Source organism: Klebsiella sp. RIT-PI-d, from assembly GCF_001187865.1.
Classification (GTDB): Bacteria; Pseudomonadota; Gammaproteobacteria; order Enterobacterales; family Enterobacteriaceae; genus Superficieibacter.
The window spans coordinates 1,186,032-1,206,990 of the sequence record NZ_LGIT01000009.1 but is presented as its reverse complement, the minus strand read 5'-3'; the positions used below and the strand labels follow the sequence as shown (position 1 = coordinate 1,206,990).

The window sequence follows — 20,959 nt, the reverse complement described above, 5'->3', positions numbered from 1 at the left end:
TAACAATTACAGAGGCAGGGTATGACGCGAAAAGATGGGCTGCTGGCGCTATTGGTGGTGGTCGTATGGGGGCTGAATTTCGTGGTCATCAAAATGGGGCTGCACAACATGCCACCGCTGCTGCTGGCGGGCCTGCGATTTTTGCTGGTGGCATTTCCCGCCTTGCTGTTCGTCGCACGACCCAAAGTTCCTTTTCGCTTGTTGCTGGGCTACGCGCTGACCATCAGCTTCGGGCAATTTGCTTTCCTGTTTTCTGCGTTAAAATTCGGTATGCCGGCAGGCCTGGCCTCGCTGGTTCTGCAGGCTCAGGCTTTTTTCACCATTATTCTCGGGGCGTTTGCCTTTGGTGAGCGCTTACAGGGTAAGCAACTGGCTGGGATCGCCCTGGCGGTGGTGGGGGTGCTGGTATTAATTGAATCCAGCCTGAACGGTCAACATGTAGCCCTGACCGGATTTATGCTTACGCTGGCGGCTGCGCTGAGCTGGGCGTGCGGCAATATTTTTAATAAAAAGATCATGCAGCTTGATCATCGTCCACCGGTCATGTCGCTGGTGGTCTGGAGCGCGCTGATCCCGATAGTGCCGTTTTTACTGGCCTCGCTGATTTTTGACGGTCCGCAGGCCATTCGCCACAGTCTGATAACTATTGATGTGACCACAATCCTGTCGCTGGTGTATCTGGCATTTGTTGCCACTATCGTAGGCTACGGGATCTGGGGCACGTTGTTGGGGCGGTATGAAACCTGGCGCGTGGCTCCGTTATCCTTGCTGGTTCCGGTGGTGGGGCTGGCCAGTGCTGCGCTGCTGCTGGGTGAAACACTCAACATTTTACAGCTTGCCGGGGCAGCGCTCATTATGGCTGGACTTTATATTAATATCTTCGGCTTGCGGGTGGGTAGGATCAACGCGGTGCGGGGATAAACGCCGCCCCGCAAATGCGGGGCGAAAGCATCACCGACGGTGTTGATTGAAATAGGCTACGCCCAGTGCGTCGGACTTATCACTTCCGTTGCCCATATGATTAAAATCAAAGGGAGAAACATCAGAGGCGGAAGGTACAATGAGCGCGGCAGGCGCGCCATTTTCAGCCGGATGACGTGATTGCTCCGCAAAGCTCTGAGCCGATGTCAGCATAGCAAGTGCAAGGGTAGCGGAGACGAGCAGTTTCATGATTTCCTCGATACGTCTTAATACAGGCGATTAATGATTACAGTGATTTAATGGTTGCAGGTAGCGTGCTTCACCGGGCATATCCATAATCCGGTACTTATGCGGCGGCACGTCGAAATAGTTTTTGAACGTTCGCGTCAGGGTTTGCTGCGATTCAAAGCCATAGCGCTCAGCCAGATACAAAATCGGCTCGTTACTCTGCTTCAGCTTGCGGGCGATTTCCGTCAGCTTTCGGGTGCGAATATACTGGCCCAGCGAGTGCCCGGTCTCTTTTTTAAACATTCTTTGCAGGTGCCATTTTGAATAACCCGAGCGCTCCGACACTTTTTCCAGTGACAAGGGGCACTCCAGGTTATCTTCTATCCAGTTCAAGATGCTATGAATAGTAATGGCGTCAGTATTACGTCTGGACATCGTCTTACCTCTTCTGTTTACGGCAGTACTTTCTTGAGCAGGTATTCAAGAGTAGCCACTTCGTCTGCCGCTAAGTTTTTTGTTAGTTCCTGATGCAGATCTTGCCCGACAAGTTGATGGCATTGCTCACAAATGGTCGTACCTTCCGGCGTTAGTCGTACCAGCACACCGCGTTTATCATTGGGGTTTGGCAGCCGCTCAACCCAGCCTTTACAGACCAGTCTGTCGAGCATACGGGTCAGAGCACCTAAATCGACCGACAGCACTTTTTTTAGCTCAACAGGCGTTACGCACACTTCGCAGCGAATAGAACATAGCACTTTGAACTGGGTGGCAGTAATGTCCTGCGGAGAGAGATAATCATTCAGCAGACGGTCTTTTTTCTGGTTAACCATGTGGATCAAGCGTCCGAGCGGAATGATTTCGTTAAACAGATCCCCTGAACTTTTCACAATGGTTGCCCTGGCAAGTATATTAGTTGCGGGGGATATTATTGCCCAGGCAAACATAAGTCAACTGAATGAATAAGCTTATGCCACGATTTGCTAAAAGGACAGTTATGCGCTTATCTGGAGCGGTATTGAGCGAGATAAAAGGCGGGGGGACCGGAATGCTTTGGCCAACATTAATGCGGAATTATTTGTTCAAGTGATAATTCAGGACGGCAAAGCCGCCCTGAGTGGGGAAATACTAATGAGGTTGTTCTTCCAGTGACACCGGCCAGCGACGGAAAATAATCACCGCCCAGATCAGCGCAGCCAGCGCCGGGATTGCACCCGCATAGCCGATAGCGGCCATCGACACATGCGTACTCACCTGGCTGCCCACCAGCGCGCCCGCGCCGATACCAAGATTAAAAATGCCTGAGAACAGAGCCATCGCCACGTCGGTCGCATCCGGGGCCAGCGCCAGAACTTTCACCTGCATGCCAAGGCCAATAATCATAATTGCCACTCCCCAGAATACGCTCAGAACCGCAAGATGATTTTCATTGCGTGCCGCCGGAACCAGCAGCAGCAGACATATCACCAGCAGGCCTATTGCCCCTGCAATCAGGGTCGACGCGTGCAGGTTACCCAGTTTGCCAAACAGTAAGCTGCCGAGGATGCCGGAGCCGCCGAGGATCAGCAGCAGGACGGTGGCATAAGTACTGCTAAGCCCGGCAACGTTCTGCACAAACGGTTCAATGTAGCTGTAGGCGGTATAGTGTGCTGTTACCACGACGACGGTAAGCACATAAATGCTCATCAGCGCCGGGCGACGAAACAGCAGCGGCAAACTCCTGAGTGAGCCAGAGTGCTCGCTGGGAAGTCTCGGTAGCAACTTAATCAGGCACAGTAGCGTGATTAGCGCGCCCACGCCGATGACAAAAAAGGTAGTACGCCAGCCAAAGTACTGACCCACAATACGGCCGATCGGTATTCCCAGCACCATTGCCAGCGCAGTGCCGGTGGCGATCAAACTCAACGCCTGGGCACGTTTTCCCGCCGGGGCGAGGCGAATCGCCAGTGAGGCGGTAATCGACCAGAATATGGCGTGCGCAAACGCAATACCTATACGGCTTATTATCAGGACGGTGAAATTCCATGCCAGAAATGACAGTACGTGACTGGCGATAAACACCACAAACAGCCCAATCAGCAGTTTGCGGCGTTCCATTTGGCTGGTTAGCAGCATAAAGGGCAGGGACATCAGGGCGACCACCCAGGCATAGATGGTTAGCATGATGCCGACCTGCGCCGTCTCCATGCCAAAGCTTGTCGCGATATCGGACAGCAGACCTACCGGCGCGAATTCAGTGGTATTAAAAATGAACGCTGCGATGGCAAGCGTGACCACACGAAGCCACGCGATTTTGCGTGAAACAGTATTCGTCGTCATAGCGTTAGTCTGGGTTGGTTGTACATAAGAAGAGAAGACGATGTTAAAGCTATCCCTGACGCAAATACAACTAATTTGTGACGCAGATCTCAATTTATCCGGTCATAAAGTAAAGATTTGCCCGACCGCGTATTAATACTGGTGCAACCCGTGCGTCATATGTCAGCGTATCTGAACCAGAATGCTCAGGACAACATTATGCGAACAATGGAATGCTGTGTCAGCCTGCGCCCCGGCTGACACACTTATTATCATGGCAGGCGGGCAATATTCGCCTGAATAACGCTTGCCGAATAACGAAATTTTTCCAGCTCATCATCAGCGAGATGGAGTTCAATAACCTGCTGGACACCACTTTGTGCCAGTACCGCCGGTACGCCAATGGCAACATTGCTTACGCCATATTCGCCATCCAGAATGCAGGAGATGGCCAGCGCGCGATGGCTCCCTGTAAAAATATTGCGACAGATCTCAGCAATTGTCCCGGCAATACCGTATTCAGTACAGCCTTTTCCGGCATAAATTTCGAAGCCCAGCTTGCGTACTTTTTCCGCCAGTGCTGAACGATCAAGGGGCTTGCCCATACGGCGCTGATACAGGTCAGCGATGGGAGAGCCGTAGACCGATGAATGTGACCAGACCGGAAACTGGGTATCACCATGCTCGCCAAGGATGAAAGCATCGATACTCTGCGCGCCGATATCCAGCTGCCGGGCAAGCGTGCGGCGTAAGCGGGTAGTATCCAGCCACACGCCGGTGCCGATGATCTGGTTTCTCGGCAGCCCCGAAAGCGTCCATACCTGCCAGGTAATGATATCGCACGGATTGGTAGCGATAAGAAAGATGCCGTTAAAACCGCCCGCCATCATCTGTGGGATAATACTTTTCACAATCTTCGCGGTGCTGGTCAGTTCATCCAGTCGCGTCTGGCCAGGCTTAAGGGCACCGCCGGAAACGGTGATCACTGCAATATCAACATCCGCGCAGTCGCTGGCGTCGCGGGAGCAAATCGTTACCATTCCTGGCATATAGGCGGCAGCATCGCTGAGATCCTGAACATGACCTTCAACCCGGGCCTTATTAACATCAACCAAAATCAGCTCTTCGCAAATGGTCTGATTAAGCAGCGCGTAGGCAGCAGATGCTCCGACGTTGCCTGCGCCTATAATCATCACTTTGCGTGCTTTAGTGTTCATAGCGAGTCCGTTTAACGTGAAAGCAAAAAATAAAACTACTGCCTGAACCCGGGACAATGCAAGGATCTACAGCACCTATAGGATAATGCTATGGTTTTACCTCGTTCACTATCTCAATAAAAGCGTCCAGCGAGCGCGTCATTCCGCCGCGTCGCCACACCAGCCAGGTGGTCAGCCATCGCCACTCTTTACTAAGCGGCCATGCGCTAATCTGATGACTGCCGGGCATCGCCTCCAGCATTGATCGTGGGATCAGCGCCAGTCCGGCACCGGCAATGACGCAGGCCAACATCCCATGATAGGACTCCATTTCGTGAATTTTTCCCGGCATGGCATGGTCGGCGTGAAACCAGTTTTCGAAATGGCGACGATAAGAGCAGTTAGCGCGAAAGGCATAGATGTTGACACCGTTAACGTCGCTGGCACGGGTAACGGGCCGATGTCCACCGGGGGCGACAACCACCATTTCTTCCCGCCAGACAGGCAGCCCGTCAAGTGCCGGGTGGAGGACCGGTCCATCAACAAACGCGGCGCTTAGCGTCCCGGCCAGCACGCCGTCCAGCATGGTGCCGGATGGCCCCGTCGCCAGGTCAAACTGAATTTTTGGATAGCGCCCGGTATATTGTGCAAGCAGCGCCGGAATGCGCACGGCGGCCGTGCTTTCAAGCGAACCCAGAGAAAATAACCCTTGCGGCTCATCACCGGTAACGACCTTGCGCGCTTCATCTACAAGGGCCAGAATTTGCTCACTGTAGCGCAGGAAATTATGCCCGGCCGGGGAGAGGCGCAGGCGCTGGTTCTCACGAATGAACAGCGCGACGCCAAGGTCGGCTTCCAGCTGGCGAATGCGGGTGGTCAGATTTGACGGCACCCGATGTACGGTGGCAGCGGCCTGAGTAATACTGCCGGCTTTCGCCACCGCATTAAACATTTCAAGCTGAGTTAAATCCATGTCGTTCTCGATTTGTGAATGGAGTGGTTAATATTATTCATTTTTAACACTTGTGCGAGTGTAGCAGAATAGCTGTCACCTGATAATTTCGACAAGTGAGAAGAAGATGACTTCACCTGCACACACTGCAACATCCGTTAACCCGGCGAACGGCCGGCCACTTTCTTCCCGGCCGTGGGCCACCCGCGACGAGCTGGAACGCGCACTTGAACGGGCCTCTGGCGGCTATCGTCAGTGGCGTAATGTCACTGTGGCTCAGCGGGCAGCAAAACTGCGCGATCTTGGCACCGTACTGCGTAAAAACGCTGAAGCGATGGCGCAGATGATTTGTCGCGAAATGGGCAAACCTATCCGTCAGGCCCGGGCTGAAGTGAGTAAATCGGCAAACTTATGCGACTGGTACGCAGAACATGGCCCGGCAATGCTCAAGACAGAGAACACAACCGTGGCCGATCGGCAGGCGGTCATTGAATACCGTCCGCTGGGAGCGATTCTGGCGATAATGCCGTGGAATTTTCCCCTCTGGCAGGTCCTGCGTGGTGCGGTTCCTGTTTTGCTGGCGGGCAATAGCTATTTACTGAAACATGCGCCGAATGTGCAGGGCTGTAGTGCGCTCATTAAACAGCTGTTTGATGAAGCCGGTTTCCCGGAAGGGGTTTTCGGTGAAATCAATGCAACCAATGACGGCGTGAGTCAGGCGATTGCCGATCCACGCATAGCGGCGGTGACGGTAACCGGTAGCGTCCGTGCCGGCCAGGCCATTGGCGCGCAGGCGGGCGCTGCGCTTAAGAAATGCGTACTTGAGCTTGGCGGCTCCGATCCGTTTATCGTCCTCAACGATGCCGATCTGGATTTAGCGGTGAGCGCTGCGGTTGCCGGGCGTTACCAGAATACCGGGCAGGTATGTGCGGCGGCGAAACGCTTTATTGTCGAAGCGGGTATCGCCCAGGCATTTACCGACAGGTTTGTGGCGGCGGTCGCTGAACTGAAAATGGGCGATCCGGGCGATGAGCAATCCGATCTTGGCCCGATGGCGCGTTTTGATCTGCGTGATGAGTTACATCAGCAGGTTCTGAAAACGCTTGAGCAGGGCGCGACATTGCTGTCAGGGGGCGAAAAGGTAGCCGGTGAGGGTAATTACTACACCGCTACCGTCCTCGGCGATGTTACCCCAGAAATGACCGCATTTCGCGAGGAGTTGTTTGGTCCAGTTGCGGCCATTACGCTTGCCAGGGATGCGCAGCATGCGCTGGCCCTGGCAAACGACAGTGAGTTCGGTCTGTCTGCCACCGTAATTACCGCCAGTGAAGAACAGGCGCGCTTTTTTACCGATCATCTCGAATGCGGAGGCGTGTTTATTAATGGCTTTAGCGCCAGCGATCCACGGGTGGCGTTTGGCGGCGTTAAAAAAAGCGGCTTTGGCCGTGAGCTGTCGCATTTCGGTCTGCGCGAGTTCTGCAATATTCAGACCGTCTGGAAAGATCGTCGCTAGGTGATGTCATTATACTGTCATGGCACTGTCATTTTCATCTCATAGACTCACGCGTAACGTGTTGTAAAAGATGAAAATGATGAACTTAATACAAATTTCCCGTCGTACATGGCAGCGCATTCTTCCCCGTCAGTTTGGCCTTCTGACGGGGATACTATGCATTATTTTTCTGTTTTCCGCCCTGCAAATAACCTCATCATTGCTGCTGTCACATTCGCTCAACAATGCGCGGCTTAGTGAACAGCGCAATCAGCAAGCGCATCTGCAGCAGGCAAAAGTTGATGAGGCCCGGATAGCGCTGCTTACCGCCAGCGATTTACTGAATCGTGCCGGAGTATGGTTTATGCAGGATCGTGATACCGGCTCGGTAGGCAGCTGGAACGGCCTGCTTGAGGATGCCGGGCGTGAACTTGCCCATTCGCAACAGGCGTGGAAAGCATGGCACGCGCTCAATCCTCCCGCCGATGATGAACTGGTGAATAGCTACCAGCTGTTTTACAGCGCCATTAAAGAGCAGGTCGACGCTCTGGGTAAAACACAGTCTATAGATGCTTTCTTTGCGGTACCGGTGCAGGCTTTTCAGGCGGATTTTAATCAGCACTACGCGCGTTTTCAGCAAGCGACTGAACAGCGCGCCGGGGTCGGGCGGCAGTCCTTTATGGCAAGCTTGGCATCGCTACAAACGCTGTTTCTCCTGGCACCAGCGCTTCTGCTGGTCATTGCTATCGCCGTCTGGCTGGGAATGTCGCGATGGGTGATCGTCCCGCTACGACAATTAATTAGCCATATTAACCAGCTGGCCGCAGGCGATCTTTCTGCATCACTGCCGCCGGTTCAGCGGTTTAACCGCGAGATCCATCAGCTCAGCCTGAGTATTAGCGAGATGCAAACCGGCCTTCAGCAGCTGGTAATAGAGGTTACTGACGCTACCACGTCGATGGTGGCAAATATTCAACGTCTGGCGGAGGGAAACCAGACGCTGTATCAACAGTCGGTGAAGCAGGCACGTGAGCTGGATGGCGTTACCCTGCATATTGCCGCGCTTGAAGCGCACGTAGAAGGCAATACCGGCTACGCACAGCAGGCCAGCCAGCGCGCGGACGAAGCGCGTCAGGCGGCAGAAAAGGGCGATCGAATGATGGATACGGTAAATCAGTCGATGCGGGAAATTGTTGACCGTTCAGCGGAAATGCGTGGAATTGTGGCGATGATTGACAGCGTGGCCTTTCAAACCAATATTCTGGCGCTTAACGCGGCAATAGAGGCTGCCCATGCCGGGGATCGGGGACGCGGGTTTGCGGTGGTCGCTAATGAGGTGGGGCTGCTGGCCCGGCAAAGCAGCCACTCTACCCGCGATATTCAGCAGTTAATTAACCACTCGTTGCAGGGGATTGAGTCCGGTTCGACGGCGGTTAATCGTCTGGAGGACAATCTTCAGCAGGTTACCCGGCTGGTGGCTACCCTCAGCAGCCTGCTAAGCGACATTTCAGGTGCCACGCTGCGTCAGGGAGAAAGCATCCATTCGATGACGCGTCAGTTGCACGTACTGAACCGGGTTGCACGTCAAACCGGCGAGCTGGTCACCCATGCGTCACGGGCATCTCAGCAATTGCAGGATGATTCACAGCAGCTGACGCTGGCGGTTACCCGATTTCGGCTTCCGGCCTGACGGCTGAGCATTAGCTCTGTTATACTCCTGGGCCAAAAATGGTCCGGGACAAGGAGCAACAGGTGGCGAAGGTCATCACAACGGCATTACTCGAATCGATTTTACACGAGGTCCGTCCTTTAATCGGTCAGGGAAAGGTCGCTGATTATATTCCGGCACTGGCCGCCGTGAGTCCGAATAAACTCGGCATTGCTATCAGCACAGTAGAGGGCCAGCATTTTGCGGCAGGCGATGCCAGCGAGCGCTTCTCTATTCAGTCTATCTCTAAGGTGCTGAGCCTGATTGTAGCGATGAATCATTATCAGGAAGATGAAATCTGGCAGCGCGTAGGGAAAGATCCCTCCGGGTTGCCGTTTAATTCACTGGTGCAACTTGAGCTGGAACAGGGAATACCGCGCAATCCATTTATTAATGCCGGCGCGCTGGTGGTGTGCGATATGCTGCAAAGTCGCCTGAGCGCACCCCGTCAGCGCATGCTGGAAATCGTACGTCAGCTCAGCGGTGCGGCTGATGTGGGCTATGACAGCGTCGTGGCGCGGTCTGAGTTTGAACATTCGGCGCGCAATGCCGCCATTGCCTGGCTTATGAAGTCGTTCGGCAATTTCCATAATGATGTTTCTGGCGTGCTGCAGAATTATTTTCACTACTGCGCGCTGAAAATGAACTGCGTTGAGCTTGCCCGCACCTTTTTATTTTTGGCAGATAAGGGCAGGGCACCTCATCTGAGCGAACCGGTATTGACACCACTCCAGTCCAGACAAATTAATGCCCTGATGGCAACCAGCGGGATGTATCAGAGTTCAGGTGAGTTTGCCTGGCGTGTGGGATTGCCGGCGAAATCAGGGGTCGGAGGGGGTGTGGTGGCAATTGTCCCACATGAGATGGCGATTGCTGTCTGGAGCCCGGAGCTGGATAGCACGGGTAACTCTGTTGCCGGCGTTGCCGCACTGGAAAAACTGACACAACAGCCGGGGCATTCGGTATTTTGATGGATCGTCTTGAGACTCTTTTTGCGCGTTTGTCGCGCTCGGCTTTTCGCGCCCGTTTTCGTCTCGGCGTAAAGGAGCGGCAGTATTGTCTGGATAAAGGCGCGGAGACTATCAGTGAACATGCCGCTGATTTTGTAGCCCGTCGGCTGGCTCCGGCAGAGCCACTAAATGATGGCAGGCAGACACCGATGCGCGGCCATCCGGTTTTTATCGCACAACATGCCACGGCGACCTGCTGTCGCGGTTGTTTGGAAAAATGGCATCACATCCCTCAACATCAGGTGCTTTCGCCCTCTCAGCAGCAGTGGATTGTGCAGGTGATTTTTCACTGGCTGGTGATACAAATGAATCCGCCTCGTTAGAAAATATAAATCTTATTGTTTAAAATAGGTTAGGCAGATGATAAGAATTATTTAAATCACTTGATACTGGCTTTTATCGTCAATAAGATAAGTCTGCATACGCGGCGGAAAATCGTGACATGAACAAATCTGACACGCTATTAAAAAATGAACGGGTTACCGGAGCCAGATTTGTCAGACGCATGTTTCTGATGCGAACGCTCGGCACGCTCTTGTGTTTTTTCCCTATCCTTTCTGTACTGGTTGAGTTGAACCGGCCCCTGTGGTTAATAGTATTACTGGCTATTAATGCCTTTATCTGGCCGATGGTGGCCTATATGCGGGCTAAGCGAGCAACCATCCCCCTTGAGAGTGAGCACCGCAACCTGGTGGTGGATGCCGCGACCGGCGGATTCTGGATCGCGATGATGGCCGTTAACCTGCTGCCCTCGGTAGTTATCGCCACGATACTGATGTCAGACCGGGTTTCTGCCGGTGGTTTTCCTTTACTACGTAAAGGGGCGCTGGTGATGCTGGCGGCGTTTATTATGACGTGGCTGCCTTTAGGGCTTCCGTTTGTACCTGAAGTCTCACAGAAAACGCTGTATGCCACGCTGCCGCTGATCGCTATTTACGTCTTTGCCCTCAGTGTACTGACCAATTCTATTGCCCGTAAGTTGCATAAAAATAGTCGCGAGCTTGAACGCATTGCCATGATGGATCCGCTGCTGGATATTGCTAACCGTCGGTTGCTCGAACAAAGAATTGCGCTAGAGTTGAGTAAACTGCAGCATAATACGCACAGCTCAGTATTAATGTTTATTGATATCGATAACTTTAAAGAGGTTAACGATCGTTTTGGTCATAAAGTGGGTGATTTGCTTTTAGTGACAGTGTCACAGATTCTGCATGTCGCGACGCGTAAAACCGACACCCCTGCGCGTCTGGGGGGCGATGAGTTCGTGATCCTGCTGCCAGAAACGCCGGATGAAGAGGCGAAAACGATCGCCAGACGCATTATGGAAGCGGTGGCCGTAATGACCGTATTACCGGATAACACGCTTTCTTTAACGCTGAGTATCGGTATTGCCAGCGCCACTAAAGAGATGTCATCGTCTACCGACTGGCTTAAAGCAGCGGATGACGCGCTTTATCAGGCCAAACGTGAAGGAAAGAATCGTATCTATGCGCACTGAAAAACGGAGCTTACTGGCATAGACTGAAGTATCCATATTGAAGGAGATGCAATGAAGAGTCCGGCCATACCTGTGAACGAACCGCAACGTCTTGCCTCATTACATGAGTCAGGCATCCTTGAATCCGGCGATCCGCAGCGCTTTGACCGTTTAACCCGTCTTGCAAAGCGTCTGTTCGATATCCCCGTCGCGCTGGTAACGCTGGTGGACGAAGAAGTACTGATTTTCAAGTCACATGATGGAATCGATATTACAACGCTTCCCCGCAATATCTCTTTTTGTGGGCATGCTATTTTAAGCGAGTCGCCGCTGGTTGTTACGGATGCCACACTGGATGAACGCTTTGCCGATAATCCGCTGGTTGAAGGCGACTCGCACCTGCGATTTTATGCGGGATACCCTTTACGCCTGCCGGATGGCGCTGTCGCCGGCGCTTTTTGCCTCGTTGACAGGGAACCCCGGGCCTTCAGTCCCGGCGATCTGGATATGCTTAAGGATCTGGCTGCTATCGTGGAGGGGGAGTTTGCGGCTATTAATGCGGCGACCACCGACGAACTAACGGGATTGTTTAACCGTCGGGGCTTTAACAGTCTCGCCAGCTATGCCATACGTTCTGCCGCTCGCCGAGCCGTACCACTCACTTTGGGCTGGCTCGATCTCGACGGTTTCAAAAAAATTAACGATCGCTTTGGACATGCTGAAGGCGATGTCGCCCTTAAAACGATGGCAAATCTGCTAACCAGTTCATTTCGCGACACGGACCTGACCGTGCGCTACAGTGGCGATGAGTTTGCTATTCTGTTCTCCGATACCGATGAAAATGGCGCATGGATAGCGATGCAGCACCTGGCTGAAGAAGCGGAAGCGTTTAATGAACGTTCCGGCAAGCCCTGGAAGCTGGCATTTTCCTGGGGCGTGACCGAGTTTAATCAGGATGGCTCAACACTTGAAGAGTGGCTGCAGGCCGCCGATCAAAAGATGTATACCATGAAAAATAAAGACTCCGGGAAAAGGCGCTAATATCACAAGAACGTATGAAACAAAAGCTTGTGTAATTAATTTGTTAAAATAATAGTGGTGTAGCCATACTCAGGAAAAAATATGTCTACATCAATCACTCTTCATTCCTTTTCTGGTGACGATATTCTTTGCCACCTTGATGCCCTGACCGATATTCTTGAAGATTGTATTGCTGGCGGTGCTTCCGTCAGTTTTATGCTCCCATGTCAGCGAGACACGCTAAAGGCGTGGTGGACAAACATTGCACAGAGCACGGATATGAAAGAGCGCCTCGTTCTCGTGGCGCTGGACTCAGATCAACGGCCCATTGGTACAGTTCAGCTGATTCTCAGTCAGCCGGAAAATCAGCCGCACCGGGCCGATGTTGCTAAATTACTTGTCCACTCGCGTGCACGGCGACAGGGCGTTGCTGCACAGCTTATATCGATGCTTGAGTCTACCTCGCTCCTGCATCATAAAACCTTACTGGTCCTTGATACGGCTACTGGCAGTGGAGCAGAAATGTTCTATCAACAACAGGGCTGGCACAAGAGTGGGGAAATACCTGATTACGCGCTCATGCCCGATGGGGTATTAACCGCGACCAGCGTGTATTACAAACAGATGTGATTTTTTTGCTATAGCGTCACGATTTGATCAAAACGGGGTTTTATTGGTTTAAAAGTCTGTTAAGTTATTGGACCAATTCTGCTGAGTTGTATGATTAATCAAAAAAGGACCCTATTGTGAAAACGCTGAACCGTCGTGATTTCCCCGGTGCAAACTATCCTGAGCGTATTATTCAGTTTGGTGAAGGCAACTTTCTGCGCGCTTTTATCGACTGGCAGATTGATCTGCTGAACGAAAACACCGACCTTAATGCAGGTGTGGTCATTGTTCGGCCGATTAAGAGTGACTTCCCACCGTCACTGAGCACTCAGGATGGTTTGTATACTACGATCATTCGTGGTCTGAATGAGCAGGGCGAAGCGGTAAGTGATGCTCGTTTGATTCGTTCAGTTAATCGCGAAATCAGCGTTTATACCCACTATGATGAGTTCCTTAAGCTTGCACATAACCCGGATATGCGTTTTGTGTTTTCAAACACCACGGAGGCCGGAATTAGCTACCATGCAGGCGACAAATTTGATGATGCGCCTGCCGTTAGCTATCCGGCTAAACTGACGCGCCTGCTTTTTGAACGTTTTAGCCACTTTGGCGGTGCGGCAGACAAAGGCTGGGTGATCATTCCTTGTGAGCTGATTGACTATAACGGTGACGCTTTGCAGGAGCTGGTCTTGCGCTATGCGCAGGAGTGGGCGCTACCGACAGAATTCACCACCTGGCTCAACGAGGCGAACACCTTCTGTTCGACGCTGGTTGACCGTATCGTGACGGGCTACCCGCGTGATGAAGTGGCTCAACTTGAAACCGAGCTGGGCTATAAAGACGGTTTTCTGGATACCGCAGAGCACTTTTATCTGTTTGTGATACAGGGACCTAAATCGCTGGCAGCAGAACTGCGTCTCGATAAATATCCGCTTAACGTCTTAATCGTTGACGATATTAAACCGTACAAAGAACGTAAAGTGGCCATTCTCAATGGCGCGCATACCGCGCTGGTTCCTGTTGCCTGGCAGGCCGGGCTGGACACCGTAGGCGAGGCGATGAACGATCGGCAAATTTGTACTTTTGTTGAGAAAGCTATCTACGAAGAGATTATCCCGGTTCTCGATCTGCCGCGTGACGAGCTGGAATCCTTCGCCAGTGCAGTAACCGGGCGTTTCCGTAACCCCTATATTAAGCATCAACTGCTATCGATTGCGCTGAACGGCATGACCAAATACCGGACGCGTATTTTACCGCAGCTGCTGGCAGGGCAAAAGACCACCGGGACGTTACCGTCACGTCTGACCTTCGCGCTGGCGGCACTTATCGCTTTTTATCGGGCAGAGCGCAACGGTGAAACCTATCCGGTACAGGACGATGCGCACTGGCTTGAGACATACCAGCAGCTGTGGGCTAAGCATCACGATCGCGAAATTACCACCTCTGATGTTGTGCGAACGGTGCTTAGCCATCGCGATCACTGGGAGCAGGATTTGACCCAGGTTCCCGGTCTGGTTGAGCAGGTAACGCATGATTTAGACGCTATTTTAACGAACGGAATGCGTGAAGCAGTAAAACCGCTTTGTTAATCCGATTGACCCGGCGCAAGCCGGGTTTATATTCAACTTAATTAGTTACAACATACAAGCAATCTATATTAAATAGAAAAACGTTAGCACGTGCTTTAAAACGTCAATCAGTAAAAAAGGGGACACTGCGGGTTGAAAGTGTGATGGCAATCACGTTTAATTCCCGAATGATTCACCTGCTAATAACATTAAAATGATCCTGAGACCGCAACAACACTGGCTGGCGCTGATTTTTGTCTGGCATGGCTCTGTGCTTTCTAAAGTCATCTCGCGACTGCTGCTCAACTTCCTGCTGTCGGTTATCGTCATCCTGATACTTCCCTGGTATACCTCACTGGGCATCAGGCTTACCGTCGCGCCATTCAGCATTCTGGGCGTGGCCATCGCAATTTTTCTGGGCTTTCGCAATAATGCAAGCTACTCCCGCTTTGTTGAGGCTCGCCAACTCTGGGGGCAATTGATGATCGCCTCGCGATCGCTGTTTCGGGAAGTAAAAAACACCTTGCCTGATGAGAGCCACACTGGCGAATTTGTGCGTTTACAAATTGCATTTGCCCACTCGCTGCGTATGACACTTCGTCGCTTGCCGCAGGAGCAAACATTAAAACCTTTGCTGCCTTCGCAACATCTGGCCGACGTACTGGCGTCACGTTCCCCGGCTAACCGCATTCTACTACTGATGGGAGAGTGGCTGGCCGTACGCCGTCAGCGCGGCGAACTTTCAGATATCCTTTTTCATAGTCTGAATAACCGCCTGAACGATATGTCAGTCGTGCTGGCAGGGTGTGAGCGTATTGCTAATACGCCCATTCCATTTGCCTACACGCTTATTTTACACCGTACGGTTTATATCTTTTGTATTTTACTGCCTTTCGCGCTGGCGGTTGATTTACACTATATGACGCCGTTCATTTCAGTACTGATTTCATATACTTTTATTTCACTGGATTCACTGGCCGAAGAACTTGAAGATCCTTTTGGGCTTGAAAATAACGATCTCCCGCTGGATGCAATCTGTAATGCTATTGAAATTGATTTATTACAAATGAACGATGAAACGGATATCCCGGCGATAAGCGTACCGGATAAAAACTATCAACTTACCTGAGCAGGCGGAGCGCACTATGCTGGAACTGAGACCAAACTGTGAACGCTGTGACATCGATTTGCCGCCGGATTCTCTGGCAGCGTTTATTTGCTCATTTGAGTGCACATTTTGCATAGCGTGTGCTGAAAAACATCTTCAACGTCGTTGTCCAAACTGTCAGGGCGAATTGGTCCGGCGTCCAGTTCGTCCTGCTGAGAAATTGCTGAAATTTCCGTCTTCAGTTGTGCGCGTTTTGCGCTCCTGAGCAGGCATATCTGTGCTATATAGAAAGGTTAAACTGGCGCTGTATGCGATCCAGGCACCTGTTTTCTAAAGGAATAACGCGGCAGGCGCTCCAGATTTTCCAGTGAACGATAAAAGACGACACCGCTCAAAAAAAGAACTGGATATTTAACCAGTACATTGTATACTATTTCAACTACCCCCAGGGGTGTTGTTAGTGAGTGGTGAACCTATGATGATTACGTTTGATAGCCAACGAAGCCTTGATCAGTCTGCCCTGATGAGTAGCCGCGAGATTGCGACTCTGACCGGTATAACGCATGGTGAAGTAAAACGTATTATTAATGGCCTGGAGACGGCGCAACGCTTTTCCCAGCCCGTAACGGTCAGTCTTTATGAAAAAGAAGGGGAGACGTATCAGGAGTTTTTTCTGAATAAGCGTGATTCCCTCCTCGCTGTCTCTCGCCTGTCGCCGGGGTTTACTGCCGAAGCGCTGGACTGCTGGCAGGAGCGAGAAAAGCGTGACAATCTGCCGGATTTCACCAATCCGGCAACCGCCGCGCGAGCCTGGGCTGAACAATATGAGCAGCGTCAGCTTGCTGAACAGCGTCTGGCGCTGACGGCGCCGAAAGCCGCATTTTTTGACAGCTACATTAACGTTGACGACTCTCTCGGCTTTCGTCAGCTCTGTAAAATGCTCAGAGCCAAAGAGCCTGAATTCCGTCAGTTTCTGTTAGAGCGTAATATAATGTACCGGACAGGCGGCGTGCTGACGCCGCATCATCACCATGCCCAGGCCGGCTACTTTACGCTGCGCTCCGGAACCGGTGAGAATCAGCATACGTTTTCACAGGCGCGTTTTACCGCGAAAGGGGTTAAATGGGTGGCCAGCCTGTGGGCGGGGTACCTGGCAACGCAGTCGAGAACGGCGGCGGCATAAACGCTGTATCATGGCCCGCCACGCGGCGGGCATTACCTGTCCTTTGATCCCCGTTTTTCTCCCTGTGCGATCCCGCGCATTTTCATACCCCCACGATGAAATGTGCCGTATTATCCTTAAACGATAAAATGATTGTGGCTTTCTACCCAGCGTATAAGGATTAACCCTCATGCATACTTCTCGTAATGGCAGCTTCAAACTTGGGGATCGTCAGGTAAAACGTATCGGCTATGGCGCCATGCAGCTGGCGGGTCCCGGAGTATTCGGTCCGCCAAAAAATATCGATGCCGCACGTGATGTTCTGCGGGCCGCTATGGCAGCAGGCGTTAACCATATTGATACCAGCGATTTTTATGGTCCGCACGTGACGAATCAGCTTATTCGGGAAACGCTGACTCCCTATGCGGACGATTTGGTTATTGTGACCAAAATCGGCGCACGCCGAGATGATAAAGCGAACTGGCTTCCGGCTTTTTCTGCTCAGGAACTGCGTCAGGCCGTTGCAAGTAACCTGACCAATTTAGGGCTTGAACAGCTGGATGTGGTTAACCTGCGCCTGATGTTTAGTGCGCATGGTCCGGCAGAGGGTTCGCTTGAAGCGCCATTGAATATTCTGGCTGAACTTCAACAGGAAGGACTGGTTCGTCACATTGGATTAAGTAATGTGACAATAAATCAGATAGAAGAAGCGAAGAAAATCTGTTCTATCGTTTGTGTTCAGAATCATTACAATCTCGTGCATCGCCACGATGACGAAATGATAGACGCGTTGGCCGCCGAAGGTATTGCTTACGTGCCATTTTTTCCGCTTGGCGGCTTTACGCCGATTCAGTCATCCGGGCTGAATAAAATTGCTGAAAGGGAAGGCGTCACACCTATGCAACTGGCGCTGGCATTTCTGTTACAGCGTTCTGATAATATACTGCTTATTCCCGGCACCAGCTCTGTCACGCATTTTCATGAAAATATGGCCGCAGGGCAACTTACGCTATCACCTGAAGTCATTGCAGAGCTTAATTCCCTCGCTTAAAAAAATATGCAGGATAGATAATCGCTATCCTGCATAATTCTTATTTCTTTTTTTTTATTATTATTCATGTATATAAAACTGCGGCATACACAGCTCATATAGTTGCTATTAACTCTAAAGCATAGAAGCTTCGTTCACACATCGGCCGCTATTGGCAATTTGTTTCAAAATGCTAACAGGCGCTGCATGCTTCTATTTGTGGTCTATGCTTTACAGGGTTACATAAACATCAACCAACGAAAGGTATTTTATGATTAATAAAAGCGAAATTAAAGACCATACTCAGGTTGTAGCAAGCTGCGGTACCCATGTTGGTGTTGTTGATCATCTTGACGATCAGGATCGCATTAAGCTGTCTAAAAGCGATCCAGAATCGGGCGGCAAACATCACTTCATCCCGCTGTCATGGGTAGAAAAAGTCGATGATAACAAAGTTATCCTCAACATAAACAGCAAAGAAGTGTTCGCCGGCTGGCAAGAAGCCTAAGCTATACCACTAAGCCCCCGATTTGGGGGTTTTTCTTTGCCTGTAATCCTGCCGCTATTTAGCGGTTTTTGTGTTTTTTTGCAGCGATTACGCTATACGTTTACTTTGCGTTAATATCTACCACAGCATACTAACCGTTTAACGTCATTTTACGCTCAGGATCTCTACCTCAAGAGCGCAGGGCGATTATATTTCAACCGCTAAGAGTCAAAAACGATTATGAAGCCAGAACTTGTGTTGACCGATGATGATTTATTGGCCAAAGGTAACGATCGCTATGTTTTCCAGCATCCGCACGATCGTACACTTCTGGTTAAAATCGTTATTCCCGGGATCGCAAAGTACAAAAGCAAGTTGCGAGAAGTTCACCGCGATATTAAGGAATGCAAACCCTATAATGATGCCGATGCACTTTATATACAGAAGATAGAAGGGCTGGTTGAAACCAATAAAGGATTAGGGCAAGTTATTGTTAAAGAGCAGGATGAGCATAACAACATCGCCCAGACCGTGTACCAGCTGGCGCTTAACAACGAACTTGACGTCGTTAAACTAAACAAACTCAATCTTTTCCTGGCGTGGTTCGTCACAACGCGAGTCATCATTAACTCACTGCATTGTAAAAACATCGTTTATGCCTGGGATAATGCCCGCCAGGAGTATCGGTTTAAAGTTATCGACGGTTTTGGCGAAAAAACGTTTTTCCAGATAAGTAAGCTTTCTGCCGCCTTGCGTGACAAAAACAAAATTAAATGTCTTAAACGTATGCTCAGCGATCTGAACAACCTCCAGCAGCGCTGATTGAGTCTCGCCAGGTACCGCGATTAAAAATGCCTTAAGGATCTGTTGATCCTCTGAAAGAAAAGGATGTGCTCTACAATCTTATACAACGCCTGGCCCTCACTGGAGGGCAACGTTTTTGCCGATGCCTGGTAGTTTTCATCAATTGTCGATGCTTCACGAGCCTATGCAGTACCACAATTTTTGTCCTGTTAACAGGAACAGAATTTTTCCTTCATCAATACCTACTGGCAACTAAATGTTATTGTCCCGGTGAATGACGACCAGCTAAGATGTTTTGCATCAAAAAATCAGAATTTGACATTATTTTATGTTCAAAAAAAATAATATTTAACTCCTTTTATAAGCATAAGATCGCATCAGATGATGATGCATTGCAGTTAAGCTGTCGAAGAACCAGACTGATTACACGCCATAGTGACCAGGAGAAAATAATGTTCTCAGCCCTAAGTACTTATTCTTTACCTCAATCCCTGAATCAGCCAATAAATAGTCTAAATGTCGCACATACATTAATAGCCCCTGGCAGCATTGCCCAAAACATAAGAAGCGTTCGCAACACTGACACCTACTGCGTCACAATCTCTCACATGGACCGTTCATACGATCCTATCTCGCATAGTCGCGGGCGAAAACTCGAAAGTATAAAAACGGCTTTCAGGGATGACATAAAATCATTAACTAACTATAACATAAGTATCAACACCAGAGCTTATACGCAATTAGGAGTCTCAGGGCGGCAAGAAATTAAAAAGGCCATGGACAACAACTCCGTTTCTTTTGAAAAGGGTGCATGGGAAGGAAAAAAAGGAAATAACGTATTACGCTTTAATCTTGCCAAAGAAAAGGGTGACTACAGAGTAGAACTTGCACATAAAAACACTCTGAATATGAACACCGATTCTCTGTATGAATTTCAGATGAATGCAGACCATGCCGCTCATGATGTAATTTTCTTCCAGGTAAAAGAGAATGGTGGCAATATGAAGACCAGTGGTGGAGGACGGCCACCAGTATCTCTTCACTTGAAAAATGAGAACGAAATCCATATCGCCATTAACTCAGAGAATGGCAAAGTATTAAGAGAAAAAATAGCCATTCTTGATTGCCCACAAAATTGGTATAATTTCAAAGTCAGGATAGTCTGGAACAGGGAACACCCCCAAGTTCAGGTAGCCGTCAATGGGAAAAGTGTTTTTGAAACCAATCTTTCATTTGGTGCACATAACTCTAATAATCACTATAGCAAATTTGGCATTTATATTCCGCAACAGAAAAAAGTAGAAGGCGTAAAGGATACATCACTTCTGTTTGACAATGTTAAAGAGACTCATCGCTATTTTCACCCTAAGATTAGACCGGCAGCTAATCAAAACAGATAAGATTACGCTGTACAGAGAGAGCGGGTTGCATAATAGCTCTCTCTGTTTTTAGATAATCAATATAACTCAGAAATAATTAAACGCATTTAAACGTCAGGCGAGCAACGCCATTCAACAGCATATGCGTATCAATATCCGTTTTAACTTCTCTCATTGATTTGTTTTGGACCCGGCAGAAATCAGCCGCTTTTTTTGATGCAGTGCCAATCGCACCCGGGATACGGCCTGCACCAGGCGCTGCCTCTACTTCTGTATAATAATCCCCGTTATCCAGCTTTTTGACATTAGACTGGTAGGTCAGGCCCACACCGTGAAATTGCGTTTTATCATTTTGCACAGCGCAACCGCTTAAGAAAGTGCCGACTAAAAGGGTGACAACAACTGTTGATATTTTCATTTGAAGATAAATCCTTGAGTGTTTGGTTGGGCCCTATTTTACAAAACGAAATGAAACACTCGTTAAACCAGGTATGATTTGCAGGCACATTAATT

General features: G+C 50.3%; 23 protein-coding genes. 16 read left to right on the top strand and 7 right to left on the bottom strand.

All coding sequences use genetic code 11. From position 1 onward, the window contains the following. Positions 1 to 21: 21 nt before the first annotated feature. The gene (gene eamA / locus AC791_RS12055; protein WP_049840673.1) at positions 22 to 921 is read left to right on the top strand and encodes an O-acetylserine/cysteine exporter; all 900 of its coding nucleotides are present in this window, start codon (positions 22 to 24) and stop codon (positions 919 to 921) included. Positions 922 to 951: 30 nt separating this feature from the next. On the opposite strand, the gene marB is transcribed toward eamA, so the two are convergent. From marB to ptrR, 6 genes are all read right to left on the bottom strand, one after another. Continuing rightward, on the bottom strand, positions 952 to 1,170 hold the full coding sequence (marB, locus tag AC791_RS12050) for a multiple antibiotic resistance protein MarB (protein ID WP_049840672.1): 219 nt from the start codon (positions 1,168 to 1,170) through the stop codon (positions 952 to 954). Between the two features lie 30 nt (positions 1,171 to 1,200). Next, on the bottom strand, positions 1,201 to 1,584 hold the full coding sequence (marA, locus tag AC791_RS12045; RefSeq protein WP_049840671.1) for an MDR efflux pump AcrAB transcriptional activator MarA: 384 nt from the start codon (positions 1,582 to 1,584) through the stop codon (positions 1,201 to 1,203). A 17-nt stretch (positions 1,585 to 1,601) separates the two neighbouring features. Further along, a complete protein-coding gene (marR, locus tag AC791_RS12040) occupies positions 1,602 to 2,036 on the bottom strand; it encodes a multiple antibiotic resistance transcriptional regulator MarR (RefSeq protein ID WP_049840670.1) in 435 nt (144 codons plus the stop codon). A 238-nt stretch (positions 2,037 to 2,274) separates the two neighbouring features. Further along, positions 2,275 to 3,465: a sugar transporter gene (locus tag AC791_RS12035; RefSeq protein WP_049840669.1), complete on the bottom strand. Its 1,191-nt coding sequence runs from the start codon at positions 3,463 to 3,465 to the stop codon at positions 2,275 to 2,277. Positions 3,466 to 3,716: 251 nt separating this feature from the next. Beyond that, positions 3,717 to 4,661 (bottom strand): L-lactate dehydrogenase, encoded by a 945-nt coding sequence (locus AC791_RS12030; RefSeq protein ID WP_049840668.1) that lies wholly within the window; start codon positions 4,659 to 4,661, stop codon positions 3,717 to 3,719. An 88-nt stretch (positions 4,662 to 4,749) separates the two neighbouring features. Further along, entirely contained in the window at positions 4,750 to 5,613 is an 864-nt protein-coding gene (gene ptrR, locus AC791_RS12025; protein WP_049840667.1) for a putrescine utilization regulator PtrR, read from the bottom strand. A 106-nt stretch (positions 5,614 to 5,719) separates the two neighbouring features. Between ptrR and sad the strand changes: the two genes are divergently transcribed. The 15 genes from sad to AC791_RS11955 all read left to right on the top strand — a co-directional run bounded on the left by sad (position 5,720) and on the right by AC791_RS11955 (position 20,467). After that, complete coding sequence (gene sad, locus AC791_RS12020) at positions 5,720 to 7,105, top strand: succinate-semialdehyde dehydrogenase (RefSeq protein WP_049840666.1); 1,386 nt, start codon at positions 5,720 to 5,722, stop codon at positions 7,103 to 7,105. Positions 7,106 to 7,184: 79 nt separating this feature from the next. Beyond that, positions 7,185 to 8,774 carry a methyl-accepting chemotaxis protein gene (locus AC791_RS12015; RefSeq protein ID WP_049840665.1) on the top strand — a complete coding sequence of 530 codons (1,590 nt, stop codon included), beginning with the start codon at positions 7,185 to 7,187 and terminating at the stop codon, positions 8,772 to 8,774. 62 nt (positions 8,775 to 8,836) lie between these two features. Then, positions 8,837 to 9,763 (top strand): glutaminase B, encoded by a 927-nt coding sequence (gene glsB / locus AC791_RS12010; protein WP_049840664.1) that lies wholly within the window; start codon positions 8,837 to 8,839, stop codon positions 9,761 to 9,763. Further along, the gene (locus tag AC791_RS12005) at positions 9,763 to 10,125 is read left to right on the top strand and encodes a DUF4186 domain-containing protein (RefSeq protein ID WP_049840663.1); all 363 of its coding nucleotides are present in this window, start codon (positions 9,763 to 9,765) and stop codon (positions 10,123 to 10,125) included. The genes glsB and AC791_RS12005 overlap by 1 nt, the downstream gene beginning before the upstream one ends. A gap of 182 nt (positions 10,126 to 10,307) precedes the next feature. Then, positions 10,308 to 11,300, top strand: coding sequence for a diguanylate cyclase (locus AC791_RS12000; protein WP_049841620.1), 993 nt, complete (start codon positions 10,308 to 10,310; stop codon positions 11,298 to 11,300). A 51-nt stretch (positions 11,301 to 11,351) separates the two neighbouring features. Further along, the gene (locus AC791_RS11995) at positions 11,352 to 12,320 is read left to right on the top strand and encodes a sensor domain-containing diguanylate cyclase (RefSeq protein WP_049840662.1); all 969 of its coding nucleotides are present in this window, start codon (positions 11,352 to 11,354) and stop codon (positions 12,318 to 12,320) included. Positions 12,321 to 12,401: 81 nt separating this feature from the next. After that, on the top strand, positions 12,402 to 12,929 hold the full coding sequence (locus tag AC791_RS11990) for a GNAT family N-acetyltransferase (RefSeq protein ID WP_049840661.1): 528 nt from the start codon (positions 12,402 to 12,404) through the stop codon (positions 12,927 to 12,929). A 116-nt stretch (positions 12,930 to 13,045) separates the two neighbouring features. Beyond that, positions 13,046 to 14,497: a tagaturonate reductase gene (locus AC791_RS11985; RefSeq protein WP_049840660.1), complete on the top strand. Its 1,452-nt coding sequence runs from the start codon at positions 13,046 to 13,048 to the stop codon at positions 14,495 to 14,497. Positions 14,498 to 14,690: 193 nt separating this feature from the next. After that, a complete protein-coding gene (locus tag AC791_RS11980; protein WP_049840659.1) occupies positions 14,691 to 15,605 on the top strand; it encodes a bestrophin family protein in 915 nt (304 codons plus the stop codon). A gap of 16 nt (positions 15,606 to 15,621) precedes the next feature. Next, positions 15,622 to 15,849, top strand: coding sequence for a DUF1272 domain-containing protein (locus AC791_RS19845; RefSeq protein ID WP_072094346.1), 228 nt, complete (start codon positions 15,622 to 15,624; stop codon positions 15,847 to 15,849). 210 nt (positions 15,850 to 16,059) lie between these two features. Then, positions 16,060 to 16,767: a phage antirepressor KilAC domain-containing protein gene (locus tag AC791_RS11975; RefSeq protein WP_049840658.1), complete on the top strand. Its 708-nt coding sequence runs from the start codon at positions 16,060 to 16,062 to the stop codon at positions 16,765 to 16,767. A gap of 169 nt (positions 16,768 to 16,936) precedes the next feature. Continuing rightward, on the top strand, positions 16,937 to 17,797 hold the full coding sequence (locus AC791_RS11970; RefSeq protein WP_049840657.1) for an aldo/keto reductase family oxidoreductase: 861 nt from the start codon (positions 16,937 to 16,939) through the stop codon (positions 17,795 to 17,797). Positions 17,798 to 18,047: 250 nt separating this feature from the next. Next, positions 18,048 to 18,284, top strand: a complete 237-nt coding sequence (locus tag AC791_RS11965; RefSeq protein ID WP_049840656.1) for a DUF2171 domain-containing protein — start codon at positions 18,048 to 18,050, stop codon at positions 18,282 to 18,284. A gap of 219 nt (positions 18,285 to 18,503) precedes the next feature. Beyond that, entirely contained in the window at positions 18,504 to 19,085 is a 582-nt protein-coding gene (locus AC791_RS11960) for a YrbL family protein (RefSeq protein WP_049840655.1), read from the top strand. 434 nt (positions 19,086 to 19,519) lie between these two features. Then, complete coding sequence (locus AC791_RS11955; RefSeq protein WP_049840654.1) at positions 19,520 to 20,467, top strand: heparin lyase I family protein; 948 nt, start codon at positions 19,520 to 19,522, stop codon at positions 20,465 to 20,467. A 76-nt stretch (positions 20,468 to 20,543) separates the two neighbouring features. Here the strand turns inward: AC791_RS11955 and AC791_RS11950 are convergent, their stop codons facing one another. Next, positions 20,544 to 20,864 carry a hypothetical protein gene (locus AC791_RS11950; RefSeq protein ID WP_049840653.1) on the bottom strand — a complete coding sequence of 107 codons (321 nt, stop codon included), beginning with the start codon at positions 20,862 to 20,864 and terminating at the stop codon, positions 20,544 to 20,546. Positions 20,865 to 20,959: the final 95 nt, after the last annotated feature.

Coding starts and splice junctions, on each gene's coding strand:
- AC791_RS12000 (WP_049841620.1), top strand. CDS start 10,308: ATGTTTCTGATGCGAACGCTCGGCACGCTCTTGTGTTTTTTCCCTATC.
- AC791_RS11965 (WP_049840656.1), top strand. CDS start 18,048: ATGATTAATAAAAGCGAAATTAAAGACCATACTCAGGTTGTAGCAAGC.
- marB (WP_049840672.1), bottom strand. CDS start 1,170: ATGAAACTGCTCGTCTCCGCTACCCTTGCACTTGCTATGCTGACATCG.
- AC791_RS11975 (WP_049840658.1), top strand. CDS start 16,060: ATGATGATTACGTTTGATAGCCAACGAAGCCTTGATCAGTCTGCCCTG.
- AC791_RS11990 (WP_049840661.1), top strand. CDS start 12,402: ATGTCTACATCAATCACTCTTCATTCCTTTTCTGGTGACGATATTCTT.
- sad (WP_049840666.1), top strand. CDS start 5,720: ATGACTTCACCTGCACACACTGCAACATCCGTTAACCCGGCGAACGGC.
- AC791_RS12015 (WP_049840665.1), top strand. CDS start 7,185: ATGAACTTAATACAAATTTCCCGTCGTACATGGCAGCGCATTCTTCCC.
- AC791_RS19845 (WP_072094346.1), top strand. CDS start 15,622: ATGCTGGAACTGAGACCAAACTGTGAACGCTGTGACATCGATTTGCCG.
- AC791_RS12035 (WP_049840669.1), bottom strand. CDS start 3,465: ATGACGACGAATACTGTTTCACGCAAAATCGCGTGGCTTCGTGTGGTC.
- ptrR (WP_049840667.1), bottom strand. CDS start 5,613: ATGGATTTAACTCAGCTTGAAATGTTTAATGCGGTGGCGAAAGCCGGC.
- marA (WP_049840671.1), bottom strand. CDS start 1,584: ATGTCCAGACGTAATACTGACGCCATTACTATTCATAGCATCTTGAAC.
- AC791_RS11960 (WP_049840655.1), top strand. CDS start 18,504: ATGAAGCCAGAACTTGTGTTGACCGATGATGATTTATTGGCCAAAGGT.
- AC791_RS12030 (WP_049840668.1), bottom strand. CDS start 4,661: ATGAACACTAAAGCACGCAAAGTGATGATTATAGGCGCAGGCAACGTC.
- AC791_RS11970 (WP_049840657.1), top strand. CDS start 16,937: ATGCATACTTCTCGTAATGGCAGCTTCAAACTTGGGGATCGTCAGGTA.
- AC791_RS11995 (WP_049840662.1), top strand. CDS start 11,352: ATGAAGAGTCCGGCCATACCTGTGAACGAACCGCAACGTCTTGCCTCA.
- AC791_RS11980 (WP_049840659.1), top strand. CDS start 14,691: ATGATCCTGAGACCGCAACAACACTGGCTGGCGCTGATTTTTGTCTGG.
- AC791_RS11950 (WP_049840653.1), bottom strand. CDS start 20,864: ATGAAAATATCAACAGTTGTTGTCACCCTTTTAGTCGGCACTTTCTTA.
- AC791_RS12005 (WP_049840663.1), top strand. CDS start 9,763: ATGGATCGTCTTGAGACTCTTTTTGCGCGTTTGTCGCGCTCGGCTTTT.
- eamA (WP_049840673.1), top strand. CDS start 22: ATGACGCGAAAAGATGGGCTGCTGGCGCTATTGGTGGTGGTCGTATGG.
- AC791_RS11955 (WP_049840654.1), top strand. CDS start 19,520: ATGTTCTCAGCCCTAAGTACTTATTCTTTACCTCAATCCCTGAATCAG.